Annotated in this window: 14 protein-coding genes; 4 read left to right on the forward strand and 10 right to left on the reverse strand. The window is 47.1% G+C overall.

Annotated elements, in window-relative coordinates; all coding sequences use genetic code 11:
* Position 1 precedes the first annotated feature (1 nt).
* Complete coding sequence (locus tag NFI80_RS07180; RefSeq protein ID WP_235163654.1) at positions 2 to 3,133, reverse strand: SusC/RagA family TonB-linked outer membrane protein; 3,132 nt, start codon at positions 3,131 to 3,133, stop codon at positions 2 to 4.
* A gap of 269 nt (positions 3,134 to 3,402) precedes the next feature.
* Here NFI80_RS07180 and NFI80_RS07185 point away from each other — a divergent pair, with 269 nt between their 5' ends.
* The gene (locus NFI80_RS07185; protein WP_235158837.1) at positions 3,403 to 4,347 is read left to right on the forward strand and encodes a nitrilase family protein; all 945 of its coding nucleotides are present in this window, start codon (positions 3,403 to 3,405) and stop codon (positions 4,345 to 4,347) included.
* A gap of 4 nt (positions 4,348 to 4,351) precedes the next feature.
* On the opposite strand, the gene NFI80_RS07190 is transcribed toward NFI80_RS07185, so the two are convergent.
* The 4 genes from NFI80_RS07190 to NFI80_RS07205 form a co-directional block, all read right to left on the reverse strand.
* Positions 4,352 to 4,783, reverse strand: coding sequence for a VOC family protein (locus tag NFI80_RS07190; RefSeq protein WP_235163653.1), 432 nt, complete (start codon positions 4,781 to 4,783; stop codon positions 4,352 to 4,354).
* Between the two features lie 129 nt (positions 4,784 to 4,912).
* Positions 4,913 to 5,353, reverse strand: a complete 441-nt coding sequence (locus tag NFI80_RS07195; protein WP_235163652.1) for a PIN domain-containing protein — start codon at positions 5,351 to 5,353, stop codon at positions 4,913 to 4,915.
* A complete protein-coding gene (locus tag NFI80_RS07200) occupies positions 5,350 to 5,553 on the reverse strand; it encodes a hypothetical protein (RefSeq protein WP_235163651.1) in 204 nt (67 codons plus the stop codon). Before NFI80_RS07200 ends, NFI80_RS07195 begins: the two co-directional genes overlap by 4 nt.
* Before the next feature lie 58 nt (positions 5,554 to 5,611).
* A complete protein-coding gene (locus NFI80_RS07205; protein WP_235163650.1) occupies positions 5,612 to 6,367 on the reverse strand; it encodes an MBL fold metallo-hydrolase in 756 nt (251 codons plus the stop codon).
* A gap of 97 nt (positions 6,368 to 6,464) precedes the next feature.
* Here NFI80_RS07205 and NFI80_RS07210 point away from each other — a divergent pair, with 97 nt between their 5' ends.
* Positions 6,465 to 6,881, forward strand: coding sequence for a DUF6157 family protein (locus NFI80_RS07210; protein WP_235163649.1), 417 nt, complete (start codon positions 6,465 to 6,467; stop codon positions 6,879 to 6,881).
* A gap of 64 nt (positions 6,882 to 6,945) precedes the next feature.
* On the opposite strand, the gene NFI80_RS07215 is transcribed toward NFI80_RS07210, so the two are convergent.
* The 3 genes from NFI80_RS07215 to NFI80_RS07225 form a co-directional block, all read right to left on the reverse strand.
* Positions 6,946 to 7,752: a hypothetical protein gene (locus tag NFI80_RS07215; RefSeq protein ID WP_235163648.1), complete on the reverse strand. Its 807-nt coding sequence runs from the start codon at positions 7,750 to 7,752 to the stop codon at positions 6,946 to 6,948.
* 81 nt (positions 7,753 to 7,833) lie between these two features.
* The gene (locus NFI80_RS07220) at positions 7,834 to 9,114 is read right to left on the reverse strand and encodes a chloride channel protein (protein ID WP_235163647.1); all 1,281 of its coding nucleotides are present in this window, start codon (positions 9,112 to 9,114) and stop codon (positions 7,834 to 7,836) included.
* A 74-nt stretch (positions 9,115 to 9,188) separates the two neighbouring features.
* Positions 9,189 to 10,019, reverse strand: a complete 831-nt coding sequence (locus NFI80_RS07225) for a sugar phosphate isomerase/epimerase family protein (protein WP_235163646.1) — start codon at positions 10,017 to 10,019, stop codon at positions 9,189 to 9,191.
* Between the two features lie 186 nt (positions 10,020 to 10,205).
* On the opposite strand from NFI80_RS07225, the gene xth reads away from it, so the two are divergent.
* Positions 10,206 to 10,988 carry an exodeoxyribonuclease III gene (gene xth, locus NFI80_RS07230; RefSeq protein WP_235158848.1) on the forward strand — a complete coding sequence of 261 codons (783 nt, stop codon included), beginning with the start codon at positions 10,206 to 10,208 and terminating at the stop codon, positions 10,986 to 10,988.
* A gap of 82 nt (positions 10,989 to 11,070) precedes the next feature.
* Here the strand turns inward: xth and NFI80_RS07235 are convergent, their stop codons facing one another.
* Positions 11,071 to 11,931 (reverse strand): sugar phosphate isomerase/epimerase family protein, encoded by an 861-nt coding sequence (locus tag NFI80_RS07235; protein ID WP_235158849.1) that lies wholly within the window; start codon positions 11,929 to 11,931, stop codon positions 11,071 to 11,073.
* Positions 11,932 to 12,124: 193 nt separating this feature from the next.
* Between NFI80_RS07235 and NFI80_RS07240 the strand changes: the two genes are divergently transcribed.
* Positions 12,125 to 13,144 carry a ScyD/ScyE family protein gene (locus tag NFI80_RS07240; protein WP_233798514.1) on the forward strand — a complete coding sequence of 340 codons (1,020 nt, stop codon included), beginning with the start codon at positions 12,125 to 12,127 and terminating at the stop codon, positions 13,142 to 13,144.
* An 83-nt stretch (positions 13,145 to 13,227) separates the two neighbouring features.
* Here the strand turns inward: NFI80_RS07240 and NFI80_RS07245 are convergent, their stop codons facing one another.
* Positions 13,228 to 16,248, reverse strand: coding sequence for a sensor histidine kinase (locus NFI80_RS07245; RefSeq protein ID WP_235163645.1), 3,021 nt, complete (start codon positions 16,246 to 16,248; stop codon positions 13,228 to 13,230).
* Positions 16,249 to 16,255: the final 7 nt, after the last annotated feature.

Genomic DNA, 16,255 nt, shown 5'->3' on the forward strand with positions numbered 1-16,255 from the left:
GTTAGAATGTAACATTAATACCAAAGTTGTAGCTTCTGGTTACGGGATAAGTAAGGCCTGCGCCAAACAATCCTTCAATTTTTTCCGGGTCAAATGGCTTCACGAACGGATCGGCCCAGGTGAAAATGTTGTGCGCATTTCCGTAGATCCGCACGTCATCAATACCGATCTTTTTAAGCCATGCCAAATTGAAAGTGTAACCCAGCTGCGCGCTTTTAAACCGCAGATACGAAGCATCTTTCCGCCACGCCGAGCTTTCTGCATACATCGCACCGACATTATAATTGAAACGCGAAGCAGGCCATTTTCCTGGAATCCACTCATTATCACCATCCAGATGCCATCTGTCATAAAAATATTCTGGCGTGTTGCCGCGGAAGGCAAAAACCTCAGCATATACTTCGCGGAAACGCACGCTGTATTTTCCCGATCCCTGGAACAATGCTGTGAAGTCAAAACCCTTCCAGGAAGCATTCAATGTCACGCCGTAATACATTTTCGGATCGCCGCCAAAGAACAAAGGCAATGCATCATTCCCATCGATCATGCCGTTTCCGTCCACATCTTTGTATTTAAAATCACCGGGAAGCTCACGTGTGTTACCCAGGTCGCCATTCTGAATCGGCGCATAAATCACCTCATCTTTGTTTTGGAACTGGCCTTCTAACTGATAAGCCCATACGACGTCGTTCCAGCGGTTGGTTGTTCCTGTTTTCCATTTATCCATGCTGTTCAGGAAATCACCTCTTTCCACGTAGCGGTTCATGGTGCGGGCAAAGTTGAAATTCCCCGAAATGCCATATTTGAAATCGCGTATCTGACCATTGTAGGCAGCGGAAAATTCAATTCCTTGCACCCGGTCGCTGTTCAGGTTTTCGTCCGGCAATGTTCCGCCGAATGTGTTGGGCAATGAAACATTCCTTCTGGCCAGCAAGCCTTTGCGGTCGCGTTGGTATACATCAAAAGTCAGGTCGATGCGGTTGTCCCAAAGCCCAATGTCTATGCCGACGTCCTTGATTTTCGATTTGAACCAGGTTAGTTGTTCGTTAACAATGGCGGGTGAAGCGGCACCGGTTGTATAGTTGCCGTTGGTAAACTCATATCCGCCCCCGCCCGTGAGTGAGAAGCCGGGCACATACTGGAAGGGCGCGCCTGCATCGGCGCCTACAAGCCCGTAAGAACCTCTCAGTTTAAGATTTGAAATCAATGGAATCTTGTCCATAAATTGTTCTTCGGAAACCCGCCAGCCGGCCGAGACCACCGGGAACAGTCCCCAGCGACGATCCGGGTGGTAGCGGTAAGAACCGTCATAGCGCGCCGCAACTTCAAGCAGATATTTTTCTTTAAAATCGTAGTTCAATCTTCCTACAAACGATTGGCTCGCATATTCGCTTTCTGAGCCACTGGTTGTCTGGTTGTTAAGCCCGGCCTGGTCAATCTGGTCATTGGTATAAAAAGCATATTCCCTTCCCAATCCCGCCCAGCGGTTTTTGGATTCCTGTTGTTCGTAAACCAATGTTGCCCCTAAGTTGTGGTTCTTGGCGATTACTGTGTTGTAAAACAACTGTCCCTGAAATGTGACACGATTGTTATCCGAAAAATTATTGCCAATGCGTGAAGGATTCCGTTGCAAATGCGCCGTGTATTTATCCGTCGCTGCATCGTAAGTGTACAGGTTATAGCTTTTTGAGACTGATTTATTCCGGTAATTGTTGCTGTCGTAAGCTACCAATCCCTTCAATTTCAATCCCGGAACAAACGGAACCGAATACGTTAATGCAAAGGTCGACTGGAAAAATTTGTTCGCTTCTTCATTGTAGCCGGTCAGGTCGCCATCTGCAAGCGCAACGGGATTGTAGCCACCGCTCAGCAACGAAGGATATTTTGGATTGTCATTGGCATAAGGCCGCTCTGTCGCCAGTGCAATCCTTGTTCCTTTGTAAATATTGAAAAAGTTGTCCCCAGGCTGATCTCTTTTGTCAAATAGCCCGGAAAGGATCAGGTCTGCTTTCAGGTTTTGGGTAAGATCAATGCCCACATTCGCCCGGAAAGTGTACTTTTTGTAACCCATATCCTTGCTTTTCAAAAGGCCATTTTCATTTTGAAAACCAAAACTCGTAAAATACGACACAGCCCCTTCCCCACCGGAAGCCGAAAGAAAATGTTGCTGCTGTGAAGCTGATTTGTTCAAAACTGTCTTATACCAGTCTGTTCCTTCATATCCAGGCGCTCCTTTTCTGAATTTTTCGATTTCATCGGCAGTATATACCGGCGTTTCGCCCAGGTTTCTGGCAGCATCATTCCGCATTTCAGCCCATTGTAATGCAGAAGTCATTTGCGGAACATCCGTAGGGCTCTGGCGTCCGTAAACCGCGTTATAGCTGAACTTAGGCTTGCCCTTACTGCCTTTCTTGGTTGTTACGATCACGACACCATTCCCTGCCCGTATCCCGAAAATCGCAGCAGAAGCATCCTTTAACACAGAAATGCTTTCGATATCATCCGGATTGATCTTTTGAAATTCATAACCGCCGTCACGCGCTACGCCGTCCACCACATAAAGCGGCTCGCCAAACCCACGGATGTTAATGCTTGTACTGAATGAACCCGGTTCCCCCGAGTTCTGACGGATCTGCACACCAGCCACTTTTCCCTGCAGGCTCTGCGCAAGACTCGTATGCGTGGTGGTTTTAATGTCTTCGGAAACAATGTTGGAGATCGCACCGGTGAGCGTTTGTTTACGCTGCGTTCCGTATCCTACAACCACCACTTCCTGTAAGTCGTCGGTGCTAGGTTCCAGTCTGATCTGAAAATTCGTTTGGCTTCCCACCACAATTTCCTGGCGCTTATAACCCAGAAAGCTCACGATGAGCACGGAGCCTGATCTTGGAACGCTCAATGAAAAACGGCCATCTGCGTCGGTTGTAGTTCCTTTTGCGGTGCCTTGCAAAACAATGCTCGCGCCAGGGATCGCGCTGTTTTTTTCATCCCTGATTTCACCGGAAATGTTGGTTTCCTGCGCCAGCGCCATGTGCCCCGCCAGCAGTGTGACAGCGAATGCCAGGCAGCATTGCAAGAGGTATTTCTGGAAGCTTCGCAATACTTCCCGTTTTAATAAAAGTTGATTTTCCATAAAGTCATTTAAAGTCGGTGACAGCAATTCAAGTGTAGCAGGTTGGCCAAACCATGGGTCAAAGTAAAGCGAGGCTTATTAAGAAATGATTAATAAAACATTAACCAAACCTTACCTGGCAACTTTTTTATCTAATTATTAAATAAAATAATCCAATAATGCAGACTGCCGGGAATTTACCGTTCAGAAACTCGGTTGCAACTTCTCGGCGCTTTCTATTTCCAGTTATGCTCATAGCATATAGCTTTGTACAAAAAGATCTTATTTGTATGCAGAACCTAAAAATTGCTACGGCCCAGTTTGAAAACAAAAGCGGTGACAAGGCCTACAATCTGCTCGCTATCGACAGGCTGGCGGAGAAAGCAGCAGCCGACGGCGCGCAGGTTATCGCTTTTCACGAATGTTCCGTGACTGGCTACACATTCGCCAGAAAGCTCGATCGCGAGCAACTCACCGAACTTGCCGAGCCCATTCCCGACGGGCCCAGCATAACGAAACTCGTAGACATTGCTGCCAGACATAACATTGCCGTACTGGCCGGACTTTTTGAGAAAGACGAAGCGGGAAATCTTTTCAAGGCATACGTTTGCGTGGACAAAACAGGTTTGATCGCCAAATTCAGAAAACTGCATCCGTTCATCAACAGCAACCTCACGCCGGGCAGCGAATACGTTGTGTTCGATTTGTATGGCTGGAAATGCGGGATACTAATCTGCTACGATAATAACATTGTCGAAAATGTGCGTGCTACTGCATTGCTTGGCGCGGACATTATCTTCATGCCGCACGTGACCATGATGACACCCTCCACCCGCCCCGGCGCTGGCTTTGCCGATCCGGCTTTATGGGAAAAAAGGCATGAAGATCCGACCGCGCTCCGGCTGGAATTTGACGGCTTGAAAGGGCGTGCCTGGCTTATGAAATGGCTGCCGGCAAGAGCTTATGACAATGGGATTTATGCCATATTCTCAAATCCGATCGGGATGGACGACGATCAGCTCAAAAACGGCTGCTCTATGATCCTCGACCCATTTGGCGACATTATAGCAGAATGCAGAACACTTGGCGATGACATCGCGATCGCCACATGCACACCGGAGAAACTGACCCAGGCGGGTGGTCACCGTTACAGAATGGCACGCCGGCCCGAACTTTACAGCGACGTCATCGGCGCAGATCATGCTTCCAGTCAAAAAGTAGTATGGCTAACGTAATTGCTTAGCAAGGGCTGTTATAGCAGTTGGTATTATAATTAAACATCCAGATGATGTCAAACTGATCCTGGACCACACCGAAAAGCACCTCGGTGGGTTCAGGATTTAATGCGTAAATAACCTTTCCGTCAGCAGCAAGCTTCGAAAAGCAACGGATGATCTCCTGCTGATCATCAAATAACAATGCGATAGAAATATCATTATCAGCAACAAACACGTGCCCACCCATGAAATCAGTGGCCATGATAGTAAACTCCACAGTCGTAAGCATTGCATGCATAACCTGATGCTGCATGTCATCCGGAAACTCTATGGCATAAGGCGTGTCGCCGATCGTTTCGAGCGTGAGTTTCCCGCCAAAGCAATCCTTATAAAAGTGCATTGCTTCCTTGCAATTACCATTGAATGTCAGATAGGGAGAGATACGCGTCGCCATTTTCAAACCAGTCGGTGCCTAAACAAAAATACCGCCCAGCCGCCACAAGCAACAGGGATTATACGACAAATCGCAGGGTGTTTTGCGACAATTCTGGTTTAATATATAATGGCGGGAGACCCTTACAGTTCAGCTGATATCCAACAGCTCATAGAGATCATTCGTGTTAACTACACGATCGAACCCGAGGCTTTTTAAGTGGTTAGTGAGTTTTTTATCACCTGTCCATAGCATTCCGTTTTTCTGTAAACTGAGCGCCACAAAAGCCAAGTCGTTTGAGTCAACACCGGCAGTCAACCTATCCGCTTCCTCAAAATGTTCAGTTGCTATCATTTTCTCATTCAGGAAATCAACCTGCTTCATAATCGTATACAGCAACGTGCTCACCGCTTCTATCGGCTGCCTGGAGAGCTGAACAATTTTGGCCTGATGCTTGAACAACTCTGCCATTGCATAGTAACAACTTATCCGCTCTATGTTTGGCAGAGGGCTGAAAAGAATTTCGGAAATTCGGTTGTTTGGAGATATGCAGGCGCTAAATAAGATGTTTGTATCGATGACAACGATCATGGAAGAAAACGCGATTTGTTTTCAGACCACCAACTCTTATTAACCAATTCAGCCAAATCAGAAGCCTGTTCCTCTGAGCCTTGATTCTTGGCAACTATCTCGAGAATGTTAATGTAGTCAATTACCTTTTGGACTGCGCCCATATTGATGGAGTCGCTAGCCTCAATAATAATATTTCGATCCTGACGTGTGATGACCATAGCTGTGCTTTTTTCAAATATAACACAGTTATGGTCAAGAGTCAATTGTGGTTGATGTTTACTTAATAGAATACCAATCCCTAAGCCTCACATCGATTTTCTTATCGCCGGCATTCACCAGCTTTTTGAAAGCTTCGGTGTCGCTTAGGCCGTTTTGGCCGCGGTAGTGGTAAGGATAAACGATTTTTGGTTTGAAATCCAGGACTGCGGAGGCAGCTTCGGGCACGTCCATGGTGTAGGGAAGGTTCATGCAAACGAATGCCAGATCAATGTTCTTCAACGCGCGCATTTCCGGGATTCCGGCTGTGTCACCGCTGATATAGACCGTTTTGTCACCAAATTTCAATACATAACCATTGCCGCGGCCTTTGGTATGTTTTGCATCCGCTGATTCGGGAAGGTTATACATCGGAATACCCATGATAGAGATATCCAGTTTGCTGATTGTCTGACCGTTATTAACTGCAACGGCTTTGGCTTTCAGCTTGTCCGACATCATATCAATGACCGCTTTCGGTGCTACGATGATGGCTTTGCTCAGGTCCAGAGAATCCAATGTTTTGGGATCGAAATGGTCGCCGTGAATGTCTGAAATCAGGACAAGATCGGGTGCAGCAATGCCTTTGAATGTTTTCGTGCCGCCATATGGATCCACATAAATTGTCTTTCCGGCCCAGGTCAGCGACATGGTGGCGTGGTTGAGCGGCTGTATTTTCAGGGGGCCTTTGGACGTAGACAGATCATCGGCAGCAGGAAGTTGTGCCCATAGAGGAGCCGAAATCAGTAAAAATAAGAATGCAAATGTCGCTTTCATTTTATATCAGTTTGTTTGTTCAAAGTTAACTTTTTGTAATTACTTCCCGACTTTTTATATTGTTTACATTAGTATCAAAAACATCTATTCCGAACAAATGAAGACGCATACAACTAATTACTTCGATACATTTATCCAGGTTGCAGAAGACAGCCAGGCCAAAGCGAGCGAAGTGCCGCCAACAAAGGGGGGCGAAAAATCTGTCGCCACCATTCAGTTTGAAATCATCAGCACCCATCCCTATCAATACACATCCGACGACGTGATCTTCCAGACTTACGCCGTTCGCCAGGGTCTGGACGAGGCGGAGCTTGAAGCAGAGCGCGAAAAATTCTTTTCCAAGGGCCAGCCCTGCCTAAGAGCCTCACCACTCACGAAGCGATACGGCTGGGGCGTCCACAGCAACGCCGAAGGAAAAGTTGCGTTATACGGCCTCGAATCAAAAGAATATAACAAACTCTCCTCCGACGAAAAGCTAAAAACCGTAAAAGCCATGCGCTCGAAGCGAGCTTAGGGATTTGGAATAAATGTTAGAAACTCAACACTTACCATCCCCACCCGCTTTCAGAGCAAGCCTCTCACTTGATTTCAGCTGCAATCACTTTTTTTTCGGCGCGGTTGATGCCGTAGATGATTTGCTTGCCCTTTACCCAATGGTCCATGGCGATGCCTTGACCGTGCATTGGTGCGGGTAGCGTACGGACGTGTTCGAGCGTGAATCCAGATTTCGGGAGGCGCATGACGTAAAGGTCCTGCTCGTCGTGACCTGTGCAATAGAGCAATCCGTCTTCGCCCCAGGCGCCGCCTGAATTACTTTTCGGCGTAAAAAGAGCTATAATATGCTTGGGAAAAACCCAGGATTCAAGCTGGCGCCATTCGGGATCGTATTTTACTACCGCCGTCCATCGGGTGTCCCTGCCTTCGCTGGCTTCTTTTCCGGAATAATGTGCAAACCCGCACCACCAAAAGCCATCTCTCTGATTTATCCATGTCAAAGAGCCGTGCTGAGCGATGCCAAAGCTATGGTTACCAATGTGTTGCATTGACTTCACATCGAAGATTTCAATGGAGCTTGCCATCGGAATTTCAGGGTAATTTGTGTTGGCGCAATACATTTTTCCTTTAATGACCACGCCGCTGTTTAAATGTTTGATGCCTTCTTTTGAGCCGTCCCAAACAGCAACTTGCTTGCCGTCAGATTTGGTATGTTTGGTTATGGTGTTGTTGTTGATAACATAAAAATGATCTGCATCAACGGCAACAGCCTGCTTTGCTTCAGTTACCTGAAACGACCGGATTTCAGTTACACTTTGGGAAAAACAAAATGAGGAAAAAAGACTGCTGACTGAAAGCCAGAGCCAAAACAGCGCGCTGCGTAGGATCATAAGGTTAGGATATATTTGACCAATAAAATTAGTCAAATATATGTGCTGACAAATTACCTTATTATGATATCTCCCGAATGCTTACTGCTGCACTTTCGCCAAAGCAGGTGCTTTGTATGTGTAGACGGTGTAAGGGAAAATGTAATGTGCAACCAGCTTGGAAATAAGGCTGGCCACTACAATAGGGACGAAAAGCATATAGTTATCAGCGATGGCACAAACCAGGAAAATCGCTGTGAAGGGTGCGTGAATGCTGCCGCTCAGTACTGCTGCCATGCCGATGACCATAAAATTGACAGCGATCAGATTAAGGCCGAAAAAATGGTTTAAGACCGTACAAACGATCAATCCAAGGAACGCGCCAATGAATAAGCTGGGTGCGAAAACCCCGCCATCGCCCCCGGCGCCTAATGTTATGGAGGTTGCCAGCGGTTTCAAAAGCAAGATCAGCAACAATGGTAAAATGGTTGACATTGCAGTGTCCGGCGTGAGTTTCAACAGGTTATTGATCCCGGCGTAGCCTTCGCCATATAAGCTGGGAAAGAAGAAAACAAGCAACGAAATCAGCAACGAACCAGCCAGGATTTTGGTGAGGTCATTGTTCAAAGAGCTGAAAAAACGTTTGAAAAAGAGGACACTTTTGGTCAGGTACACCGAATTAAATCCAGCGATAACCCCGAGCAATACAAAGTAAGGCAAGGCGTAGCCATTCCAAACGGAGACATTGAAATTGAATATCTGTTTGAAAAAGAAATAGCGGGTTAACAGGTAAGAAACCAGCACGGCCGTAATGACGCTGGCTGTATGCAGCTTGCTTTTTCTTTTGGTAAAAACCTCAAATGCAAACAAAAAACCCGCAATAGGCGCATTGAACAATGCTGTAACGCCCGCAGCCAGGCCCGAACAAACGAGATCGGTCCTGTATTTTTTGAGATAACTCACTTTGCGACTCGATAATGCGCCTACCGACGCCGTAGCAACGACTGTGGAAACTTCGATGCCAGTTGATCCGCCGAAAATGACTGTCAGGAATCCGTTAAAGTAATGGGAAGGGACCTTGTATGCGGGAAGCGTATTTCCATTTTTATTGATCGTGTCCAAAACCTCTTTGATGCCTTTATTGGCCTTATTCCTGAAAAGAAATCGCCTGAGCACATGGATCGTCGTGATGCCGATCAGTGGCAAAACAAAAATGAGATAGGCGTTTTCATGGATCTTTTCAAGCAAATTCTCCTCGTAATGTTCCGTGATCACTTTAAGCGTATCTGCGATCAATGCGGATATTACACCTGTAAATGCGGCGGCAATTAACACTCCGACGACTCTCTGGCTTTTCTTTACGTGATAAGATTTCTGGTCCATGCTACATTATACAAGCGCCCCATCTCGATTTTGGTTCCTGAAAATATGATGCATTTGCCTGAATGTTATAGCAATCAATGTCTCGCAGAGGCGGTCTCCTGACGATATCGTTCCTTTAAAAGATTCATCATGTATACATTAATGTCCCACTGGCTCGCCACGGGCGTTTGTGCGTATGGTAACGACGGCATGTAAGGTGAAGGGCCGAATTCGGTAGTGACGGTGAGCTGCGACTGCTTTGCGTGATGCGAAGCAACCACCTGGTCCCACCATTGCAAATGTGTTTCAAGCGTTTCTGCCCATTCGGGTGCGCGGGGGTCATTTACCTGCGGCCCTTCGGCGTGGCCTACCCTACTGTGAATGTGGTCTGTATGTGCTATTGCTAATGCGACCTCTTCCACCTGATCTTCCAGCAGCGACTCGTGCACGTTGCACCAGTGAGAAATGTCCAGCGTAATGCGCAGATCCGGGATTTGTGAAAGATATCCGTGCGTAACATGCGCGGCGTATAAACTTTTTCCACGATGCGTTTCATGGATAATGGGGATGCCGGATTCTGCTGCAAGCGAAGCAGCCAGATCAAAAAGCCGCTTGTTATGATCAAAAGAAAAGTAATCTTTTCCGGTCTGGCAGTTGATAAAGACCGGCTTGGCTGCGATCAGATTTCGAAGACACTTTTCATAACTAGCCGCATGCGCATCAATGTCCCGTTCAAATGACTGCCAATACTGACCAATCAGTTCGAGGCCATGCTTGGCCAGCGCTTCCAGGATTACGTCCGTTTCCTCCCGGTCAAAAGGCAGCGCCATCTCAACGCCGTCGTAACCTGCTGATTTTACATGGCTGCAAAAAGCGTCAAAAGGCAGGGTGTTGCCCCATTGCGGCGCATAAAACTTGATTTTCATCTCTTGTGTACTGTAAATGTTATTGAAAAAAGGCTTGCCCACGCCCTATTCTACCGGCTTAGGGCCGATAGCAGGCTATTTTTGATAAATCCAGGCTTATAATGTCTCCTGGCAAACGGCCAGACTTCACTTTCACCAGGACTGATTTTTATATTCATATTTTAATCAAATCACTGATCGACTGCTATGAGAATTGCCACCTATAATGTCAATGGAGTCAATGGCCGGCTGCCAGTGCTGCTGCGCTGGCTGGAAATGACAAAACCCGATGTCGTTTGTTTGCAGGAATTAAAAGCGCCGCAGGAGAAATTTCCCGAAAAAGCCCTATTGGACGCGGGTTACAATGCGATTTGGCATGGTCAGAAAAGCTGGAATGGCGTAGCGATCCTGTCACGGGGCTTGGAACTGAAAGAAGTGCGCAGAACGCTTCCCGGCTATGAAGATGATCTGCATAGCCGATACATTGAGGCCATTGTGAACGGAATGCTCGTAGGCTGTCTTTACCTGCCAAATGGCAACCCGGCGCCCGGGCCGAAGCTGGAATACAAATTGCGCTGGTTCGAACACTTTACAGCACACGCTGCGGAATTGCTGGCTTACGATGTGCCGGTCGTCCTGGCGGGGGACTACAATGTGATGCCCACTGAGCTGGACGTTTACAAACCCGAACGGTGGGTAGACGATGCGCTTTTCCGTCCCGAGGTCCGGGAGGCTTTCAAGAAGGTTGTGGACCAGGGCTGGACGGATGCCATCCGGAAATTGCATCCCGATGAAACGATATACACATTCTGGGACTATTTCAGAAATGCTTACGGCCGCAATGCCGGCCTTCGCATCGATCACTTTTTGCTAAGTCCGCACGTGGATGCGCGCCTGCTTGCGGCGGGTGTGGATAAGGAGGTCCGTGGTTGGGAGAAATCGAGTGACCATGCGCCTACCTGGATAGACATTGCCGATCCGGAAGAATAAGCTTTAAACCGCTTGCTAACCCTGCCCTGTAGGCATTTAAAAAACGAAACCGGACTGCTAAGCGGCCCGGTTTCGTTTTAATTTAGTAAGTCAGACTTTTCAGATAGGCAATGGTCTGCGGCACCTGCGTAGCGTAACTCGGGCTCTCGTCTTCTATATAGTAATGTTCAATAGACGATTTTTTCGCGGCTTTCAGAATGGCTGGAATGTCGAGTTGTCCGGTTCCTAATGCCACGTCGTTTTCAACAGGCGTTCCTCCGGACATGTTTCCGGTCACTCCCTTTTTCAAATCCTTCATGTGCATTAATTTGAAGCGCTTAGGATACTTTGCGATCAGTGCAGCAGGGTCGGCGCCTGGGAAAAAAGTCCATAACAGATCAATTTCAAAGCTGACATATTTCGGGTCTGTTTTCTGGATCAGATAATCCATCAAAGTGCCGTCTTCATGTTTTTCAAACTCATAACCATGATTATGGTAGCAAAATGTGAGGCCGAATTCCTCTTTCAATTGCTTACCGATCTTGTTAAAATCAGCAACAGTCTGCTGAGCCATTTCCAATGTGAAAGGGCCTTTATGCGGAATCCAGGCAACGCGTACGAACTTCGCCCCCAGCGCTTTAGCATTCTCTCCCACTTCTTTCGTTTTATTCAATGCGTCCGAATATTGCACACCAAAGGATGAACATTTGATCCCCCGCTCATCCAGAAGCTTGCGCAGCTCAGCTGCCGTTTTTCCGAACAAACTTGAAAATTCCATGTCTTTAATGCCAAGCTGCTGCAATGTATCCAACGTAGCCGCAGGGTCTTTGGCCAGGCTCTTGCGGAAAGTGTAAGAAACCATCCCCGGCATGTCAGGGAAAAGGGGTTTTGTTTTTTGGGCAAAAAGCGTGTTGACACCCAATGCAAAGGCAACAGTTGCTACGAGTATTCTTTTGAGTTTCATTTTATCAGTTAAGAAGTTTCATTATTAAGACGAATCATTATCATTCATACCCTACATACAACTGGCCCACTGCCTGATCATCTGGGTGACCTTACCATTAAATAAGAACTCTATATCGGAATAGTCCGTTTGCAGCTTGTTTTATTAATATTGCCGCTTCTAATTTTACTCACAATTCTCTAATCTCTTTCCTATGAAAACCATTCGTTTACTTGGCCTGAGCTTTTTCCTTTTTGCTTCTGCCCTCAGTTGCACCGACCACGCGCCGGACCCTGTCGAATTCAGTTCCACTGAGTTTTCAAAAGGTGCGCTAATTGCTCCAATCGCTATTACCAAGGGCGATAATAACAGACTTTGGGTAACGGAACAAGGCAGCGCTACCGACAAGGGCGACACTTATGACGGCCGGGTTTCCATGATCGGGCCTGATGGCACGGTTTATCCTGCAATCACCGGCTTTTTATCTAAAAGCAGCGTTGAAAAAATGCCTAGCGGCCTTACGCACCTTTTATACAAAGATGGAATGCTGTACATTCTTCACGGCGTGGAAGGCAGGCTTTACAAAGCAAATGTTTCGTCCTGGAACCCTGGCGACGCCCCATTGAAAGCAAGTGAGCTTAGTTTTGAAGATCTTGGCAGTTTTGTAAAATCACAGCTTCCTGATCCGGCAACTGCGGAATCCAATTTGTACAATCTGACATGGGGGCCAGAGGGCGATCTTTTCATTACAGACGCAGCGGGTAACATGATCATTCGCAGAAAAAGTGACGGCTCGAAAAGCGTATTTGCTACTTTCCCGGATTTCGACAATCCGAAAAAACCTGTGGGCGGCCCGACAGTGGATTTTGTTCCTACGGGTATCGCTTGGGACGGCAGCAAGTTCTACGTTACATCTTTAACAGGTTTCCCTTTCAATGAGGGCCTGGCTGAAATCAAAACTGTTGACCAGCATGGCAATGTATCGGATCATAAAAAAGGTTTCACAACACTGGTGGATGTTGTACTAACAGACAGCAATAAGCCATTGGCTGTACATTTCGCCAGTTTCTCATCCGCTTTCATGTTTGAGCAAAATACAGGAACAGTTACCAGTGAAGACGGTGCTGTTGTTATGGCCGGACTGAACATGCCAACGGACATCGAAAAAGTTTATACAAACACTTACTATGCCGTTTCGCTTGGAAATAGTAAAGTGTATAAGCTCACTTATTAACACGGATCAAGGATCCATTAGCTAAAAAAAATCGCCTTCCTTATCTGGGAGGCGATTTTTTTATGTAGTTAAAATTAAAAATGCTAAACAGGAAGCCAGATGTTAAACACAGCACCATTACCCGGGCTTGAATGTGCCGAAATGTAACCGCCGTGCTGCTCCACGATTTTCTTCACAATGCTCAGCCCGATCCCGGTTCCCGAATATTCGTGCTTGCCGTGCAGCCGTTGGAAAAGGCTGAAAATCTTCTCGCTAAATTCCTGTTCGAACCCGATTCCGTTGTCTGAAAATGTAATGTGATGGAACAGCTGATCGTGATTAATGGCAGCATACGCCACCACATCTGCCCCATCAACGATTTCTGCTTTAATGGTTATTACGGGCTTTTCCGTAGAAAATTTGATGGAATTGCTGATCAGATTAGAGAAGAGCTGGTTGATCTGAAAACCATTTGCCCTGATAACGGGCAGATTCTCGTAAAGGATAACAGCTTGTTTCTCAGCAATAAGCAATTCAAAATCGATTTCAATGTTCGCTACAATTTCATTAAGGTCCACCGCAGTATGGTCGTCGCCTGTCTTAGCCAGCCGGCTATATGTCAGCACCGACTGTATCAGTTCGCTCATGCGCTGTGCCGACGATGAAATTTTCCGGTAATACATGTCTGCGGCGTTCTCGTCGGCTTTATTTTTCTGGATTAAATGGATGAATGTCTGGATTTTTCGCAACGGTTCCTGTAAATCGTGGCTGGCAATGTAGTTGAACGATTCCAGTTCCTTATTGGCTAATAAAAGATCCTTTGTGCGTTGCTGCACCTGCTGCTCCAACTCTTCTGTAAATAACTTCTGGCTTTCCTCGATCCGCTTGCGGGCCCGTTGAATTTTGATCTGGGATGTAATCCTGGCGAGCATTTCATTAGATGAAAATGGTTTTACCAGATAGTCATCCGCGCCGATTTCATAACCTTCAATTTTGGATTCTTCTCCGGCCCGGGCGGTGATCAGGATCACAGGAAGCTGGCTGGTCTCCGGATTGGCTTTTACGCGCCTGAGCAATTCGATACCATCTATTTCCGGCATCATAATGTCGCTCAAAACAAGCGTAGGCTTATATTTTTGTATTTTATCGAGTGCGTCCAGGCCGTTGGTTGCCGTAATAGTTTCATATCTGGTTGAGACCAATGACTCAATGTGCTGGCGCATATCCGCATTATCATCTACAATCAGCACCAGTTCATTTGCTTCTCCTGATCCTGCCTCAATCTCTGGGCTGCCACCATCTGGCAATAACGATTGCATGTCCACCAGCGCCGCTGCTTCCTGTACATATACATTTGAGCCCGCATTCGCCAGGCCGCCGTCATCTTCCAGAATCTGGGTATGGGATAAATGTTTAGTGCCAAAAGGAATGGAAACCGTAAAGCAACTTCCCTCACCTGCAACGCTTTCCACTTCGATGTTACCATTATGCAGCAAAATGAGCTCCTTAATCAGCGACAACCCAATCCCCGTCCCCTCATATGTTCGGCCGGCCGTACTTTGGATCCGGTGGAAACGCTCAAACATATGCGGCAGCTCGTTCTCCGGAATCCCGACGCCGGTGTCGGTCACTGTAAGCACGGCATGGTCACCATTGGCAAAAAGTCTCACTGTTATAGTGCCTTCCAGTGTAAATTTGAAAGCATTCGACAACAGATTGAAGACAATTTTTTCCCACATCTGACGGTCCATATAAACCGGCGGAAGGTTGTCGTCAACTTCCACATTATATTGAAGATCAGCGCTTTCTATCACCGATCTGAAATTCGCCGCCAGGTTACGGGTGTATGTTGCCAGATCTGTCGATACAAAATTTCCCTGATGGCGGCCACTTTCAATGCGGCTAAAATCCAGCAGCGAATTGACGAGCTTCAATAGTCGCAAAGCATTCCGATGTGTTACTTCAATACTCTGCCTTTCCGCATTATTAAGGTTGCCGGCAGGCTTGTTCAGCAATTCTTCCAGTGGTCCAAGGATCAGCATCAGTGGCGTCCGGAACTCGTGGCTAATGTTGGTGAAAAATAGTGTCTTAGCCTTATCCAATGCTTCCAGTGCCTCAGCGCGCTTCCGCTCTTCCTCGTACGCGAGCGTATTGTTCACACCCAGCGCAATCTGGTCCGCAATCAGTTGAATAAAATTCCGGTATGCGTCATCGAATTTGCGATATGGATTGAGCCCTACGGTAAGCACTGCCAATGGAAACTGGCGGTTAGCGGATTTTATAGGAATATCCACAAAAATCCGCGGCGCAATGTCCCAGGCGCCTTTCGGGATCTCTTTCCACTGACCATCCACGACCGATTCCACGATATGATTTTCCTGAATGGCCGTTGTAATGCCGGGAGCGGCTAGTTCCGGGTTGGTCAGGTCTATCAACCCACTCACAGGAGCCTCCTCAAAGCCGGAGCAAGCGACGATCTCGGCGCTGCTGCCATCCATTTTGACCTTATAGACCATAGAAAAAGGAAAATCCTGGGGATTCCCTGCAAGCGCTTTTGTTGCCTGCGCGTACACCTCCTGTTCGTTTTTCTTCTGCGCAACTGTATCGAGCAACTGCATTGTTCTCAATGCCCGCTCGTTGATAATCCGGTCTGTATCAGCTGTATTATAGCAGATTATGCCTGATGGAAATCCGTCTGCGCCCAGCACGGGTGTGTAGGAAAAAGTATAATACGTTTCTTCCGGAAAGCCGCTTCGTTCCATGATCAGCAGCTGGGATTCCACGTAGGTCCCTTCGTCTTTTTTCATTGCCCGCGAAAGCAGCGGTTCAATGTCTTTCCAGATATCTTTCCAGACCACCGAAGCCGGCTGCCCTAATGCAACGGGATGCTTCCCGCGAACGATATCGATATATGCATCATTATAAAATTTAATCAATTCATCCCCCCAGCCTATCCAGATCGGTTGTTTCGAGCTGAGCATGATCCGCACGCAGGTTTTAAGGCTTTGCGGCCATCGTTCGGGGATGCCGAGTTTTGTTTTTTCCCAATCAAATTGCCGGATGCGTTCGCCCATTTCGCCTCCTCCTGCGAGGAATTCCAGCTTTTTTAACTCATTGTCTACCATGAAATGA

Source organism: Dyadobacter chenhuakuii, from assembly GCF_023821985.2.
Lineage (GTDB): Bacteria > Bacteroidota > Bacteroidia > Cytophagales > Spirosomataceae > Dyadobacter > Dyadobacter chenhuakuii.

Excerpts from the sequence above, each read along its gene's own strand:
- NFI80_RS07225 (WP_235163646.1), bottom strand. The coding sequence starts at position 10,019 with ATGAAAATCAAGTTTTATGCGCCGCAATGGGGCAACACCCTGCCTTTT.
- NFI80_RS07245 (WP_235163645.1), bottom strand. The coding sequence starts at position 16,248 with ATGGTAGACAATGAGTTAAAAAAGCTGGAATTCCTCGCAGGAGGAGGC.
- NFI80_RS07235 (WP_235158849.1), bottom strand. The coding sequence starts at position 11,931 with ATGAAACTCAAAAGAATACTCGTAGCAACTGTTGCCTTTGCATTGGGT.
- NFI80_RS07185 (WP_235158837.1), top strand. The coding sequence starts at position 3,403 with ATGCAGAACCTAAAAATTGCTACGGCCCAGTTTGAAAACAAAAGCGGT.
- NFI80_RS07240 (WP_233798514.1), top strand. The coding sequence starts at position 12,125 with ATGAAAACCATTCGTTTACTTGGCCTGAGCTTTTTCCTTTTTGCTTCT.
- NFI80_RS07205 (WP_235163650.1), bottom strand. The coding sequence starts at position 6,367 with ATGAAAGCGACATTTGCATTCTTATTTTTACTGATTTCGGCTCCTCTA.
- NFI80_RS07200 (WP_235163651.1), bottom strand. The coding sequence starts at position 5,553 with ATGGTCATCACACGTCAGGATCGAAATATTATTATTGAGGCTAGCGAC.
- NFI80_RS07180 (WP_235163654.1), bottom strand. The coding sequence starts at position 3,133 with ATGGAAAATCAACTTTTATTAAAACGGGAAGTATTGCGAAGCTTCCAG.
- xth (WP_235158848.1), top strand. The coding sequence starts at position 10,206 with ATGAGAATTGCCACCTATAATGTCAATGGAGTCAATGGCCGGCTGCCA.
- NFI80_RS07190 (WP_235163653.1), bottom strand. The coding sequence starts at position 4,783 with ATGGCGACGCGTATCTCTCCCTATCTGACATTCAATGGTAATTGCAAG.
- NFI80_RS07215 (WP_235163648.1), bottom strand. The coding sequence starts at position 7,752 with ATGATCCTACGCAGCGCGCTGTTTTGGCTCTGGCTTTCAGTCAGCAGT.
- NFI80_RS07220 (WP_235163647.1), bottom strand. The coding sequence starts at position 9,114 with ATGGACCAGAAATCTTATCACGTAAAGAAAAGCCAGAGAGTCGTCGGA.
- NFI80_RS07210 (WP_235163649.1), top strand. The coding sequence starts at position 6,465 with ATGAAGACGCATACAACTAATTACTTCGATACATTTATCCAGGTTGCA.
- NFI80_RS07195 (WP_235163652.1), bottom strand. The coding sequence starts at position 5,353 with ATGATCGTTGTCATCGATACAAACATCTTATTTAGCGCCTGCATATCT.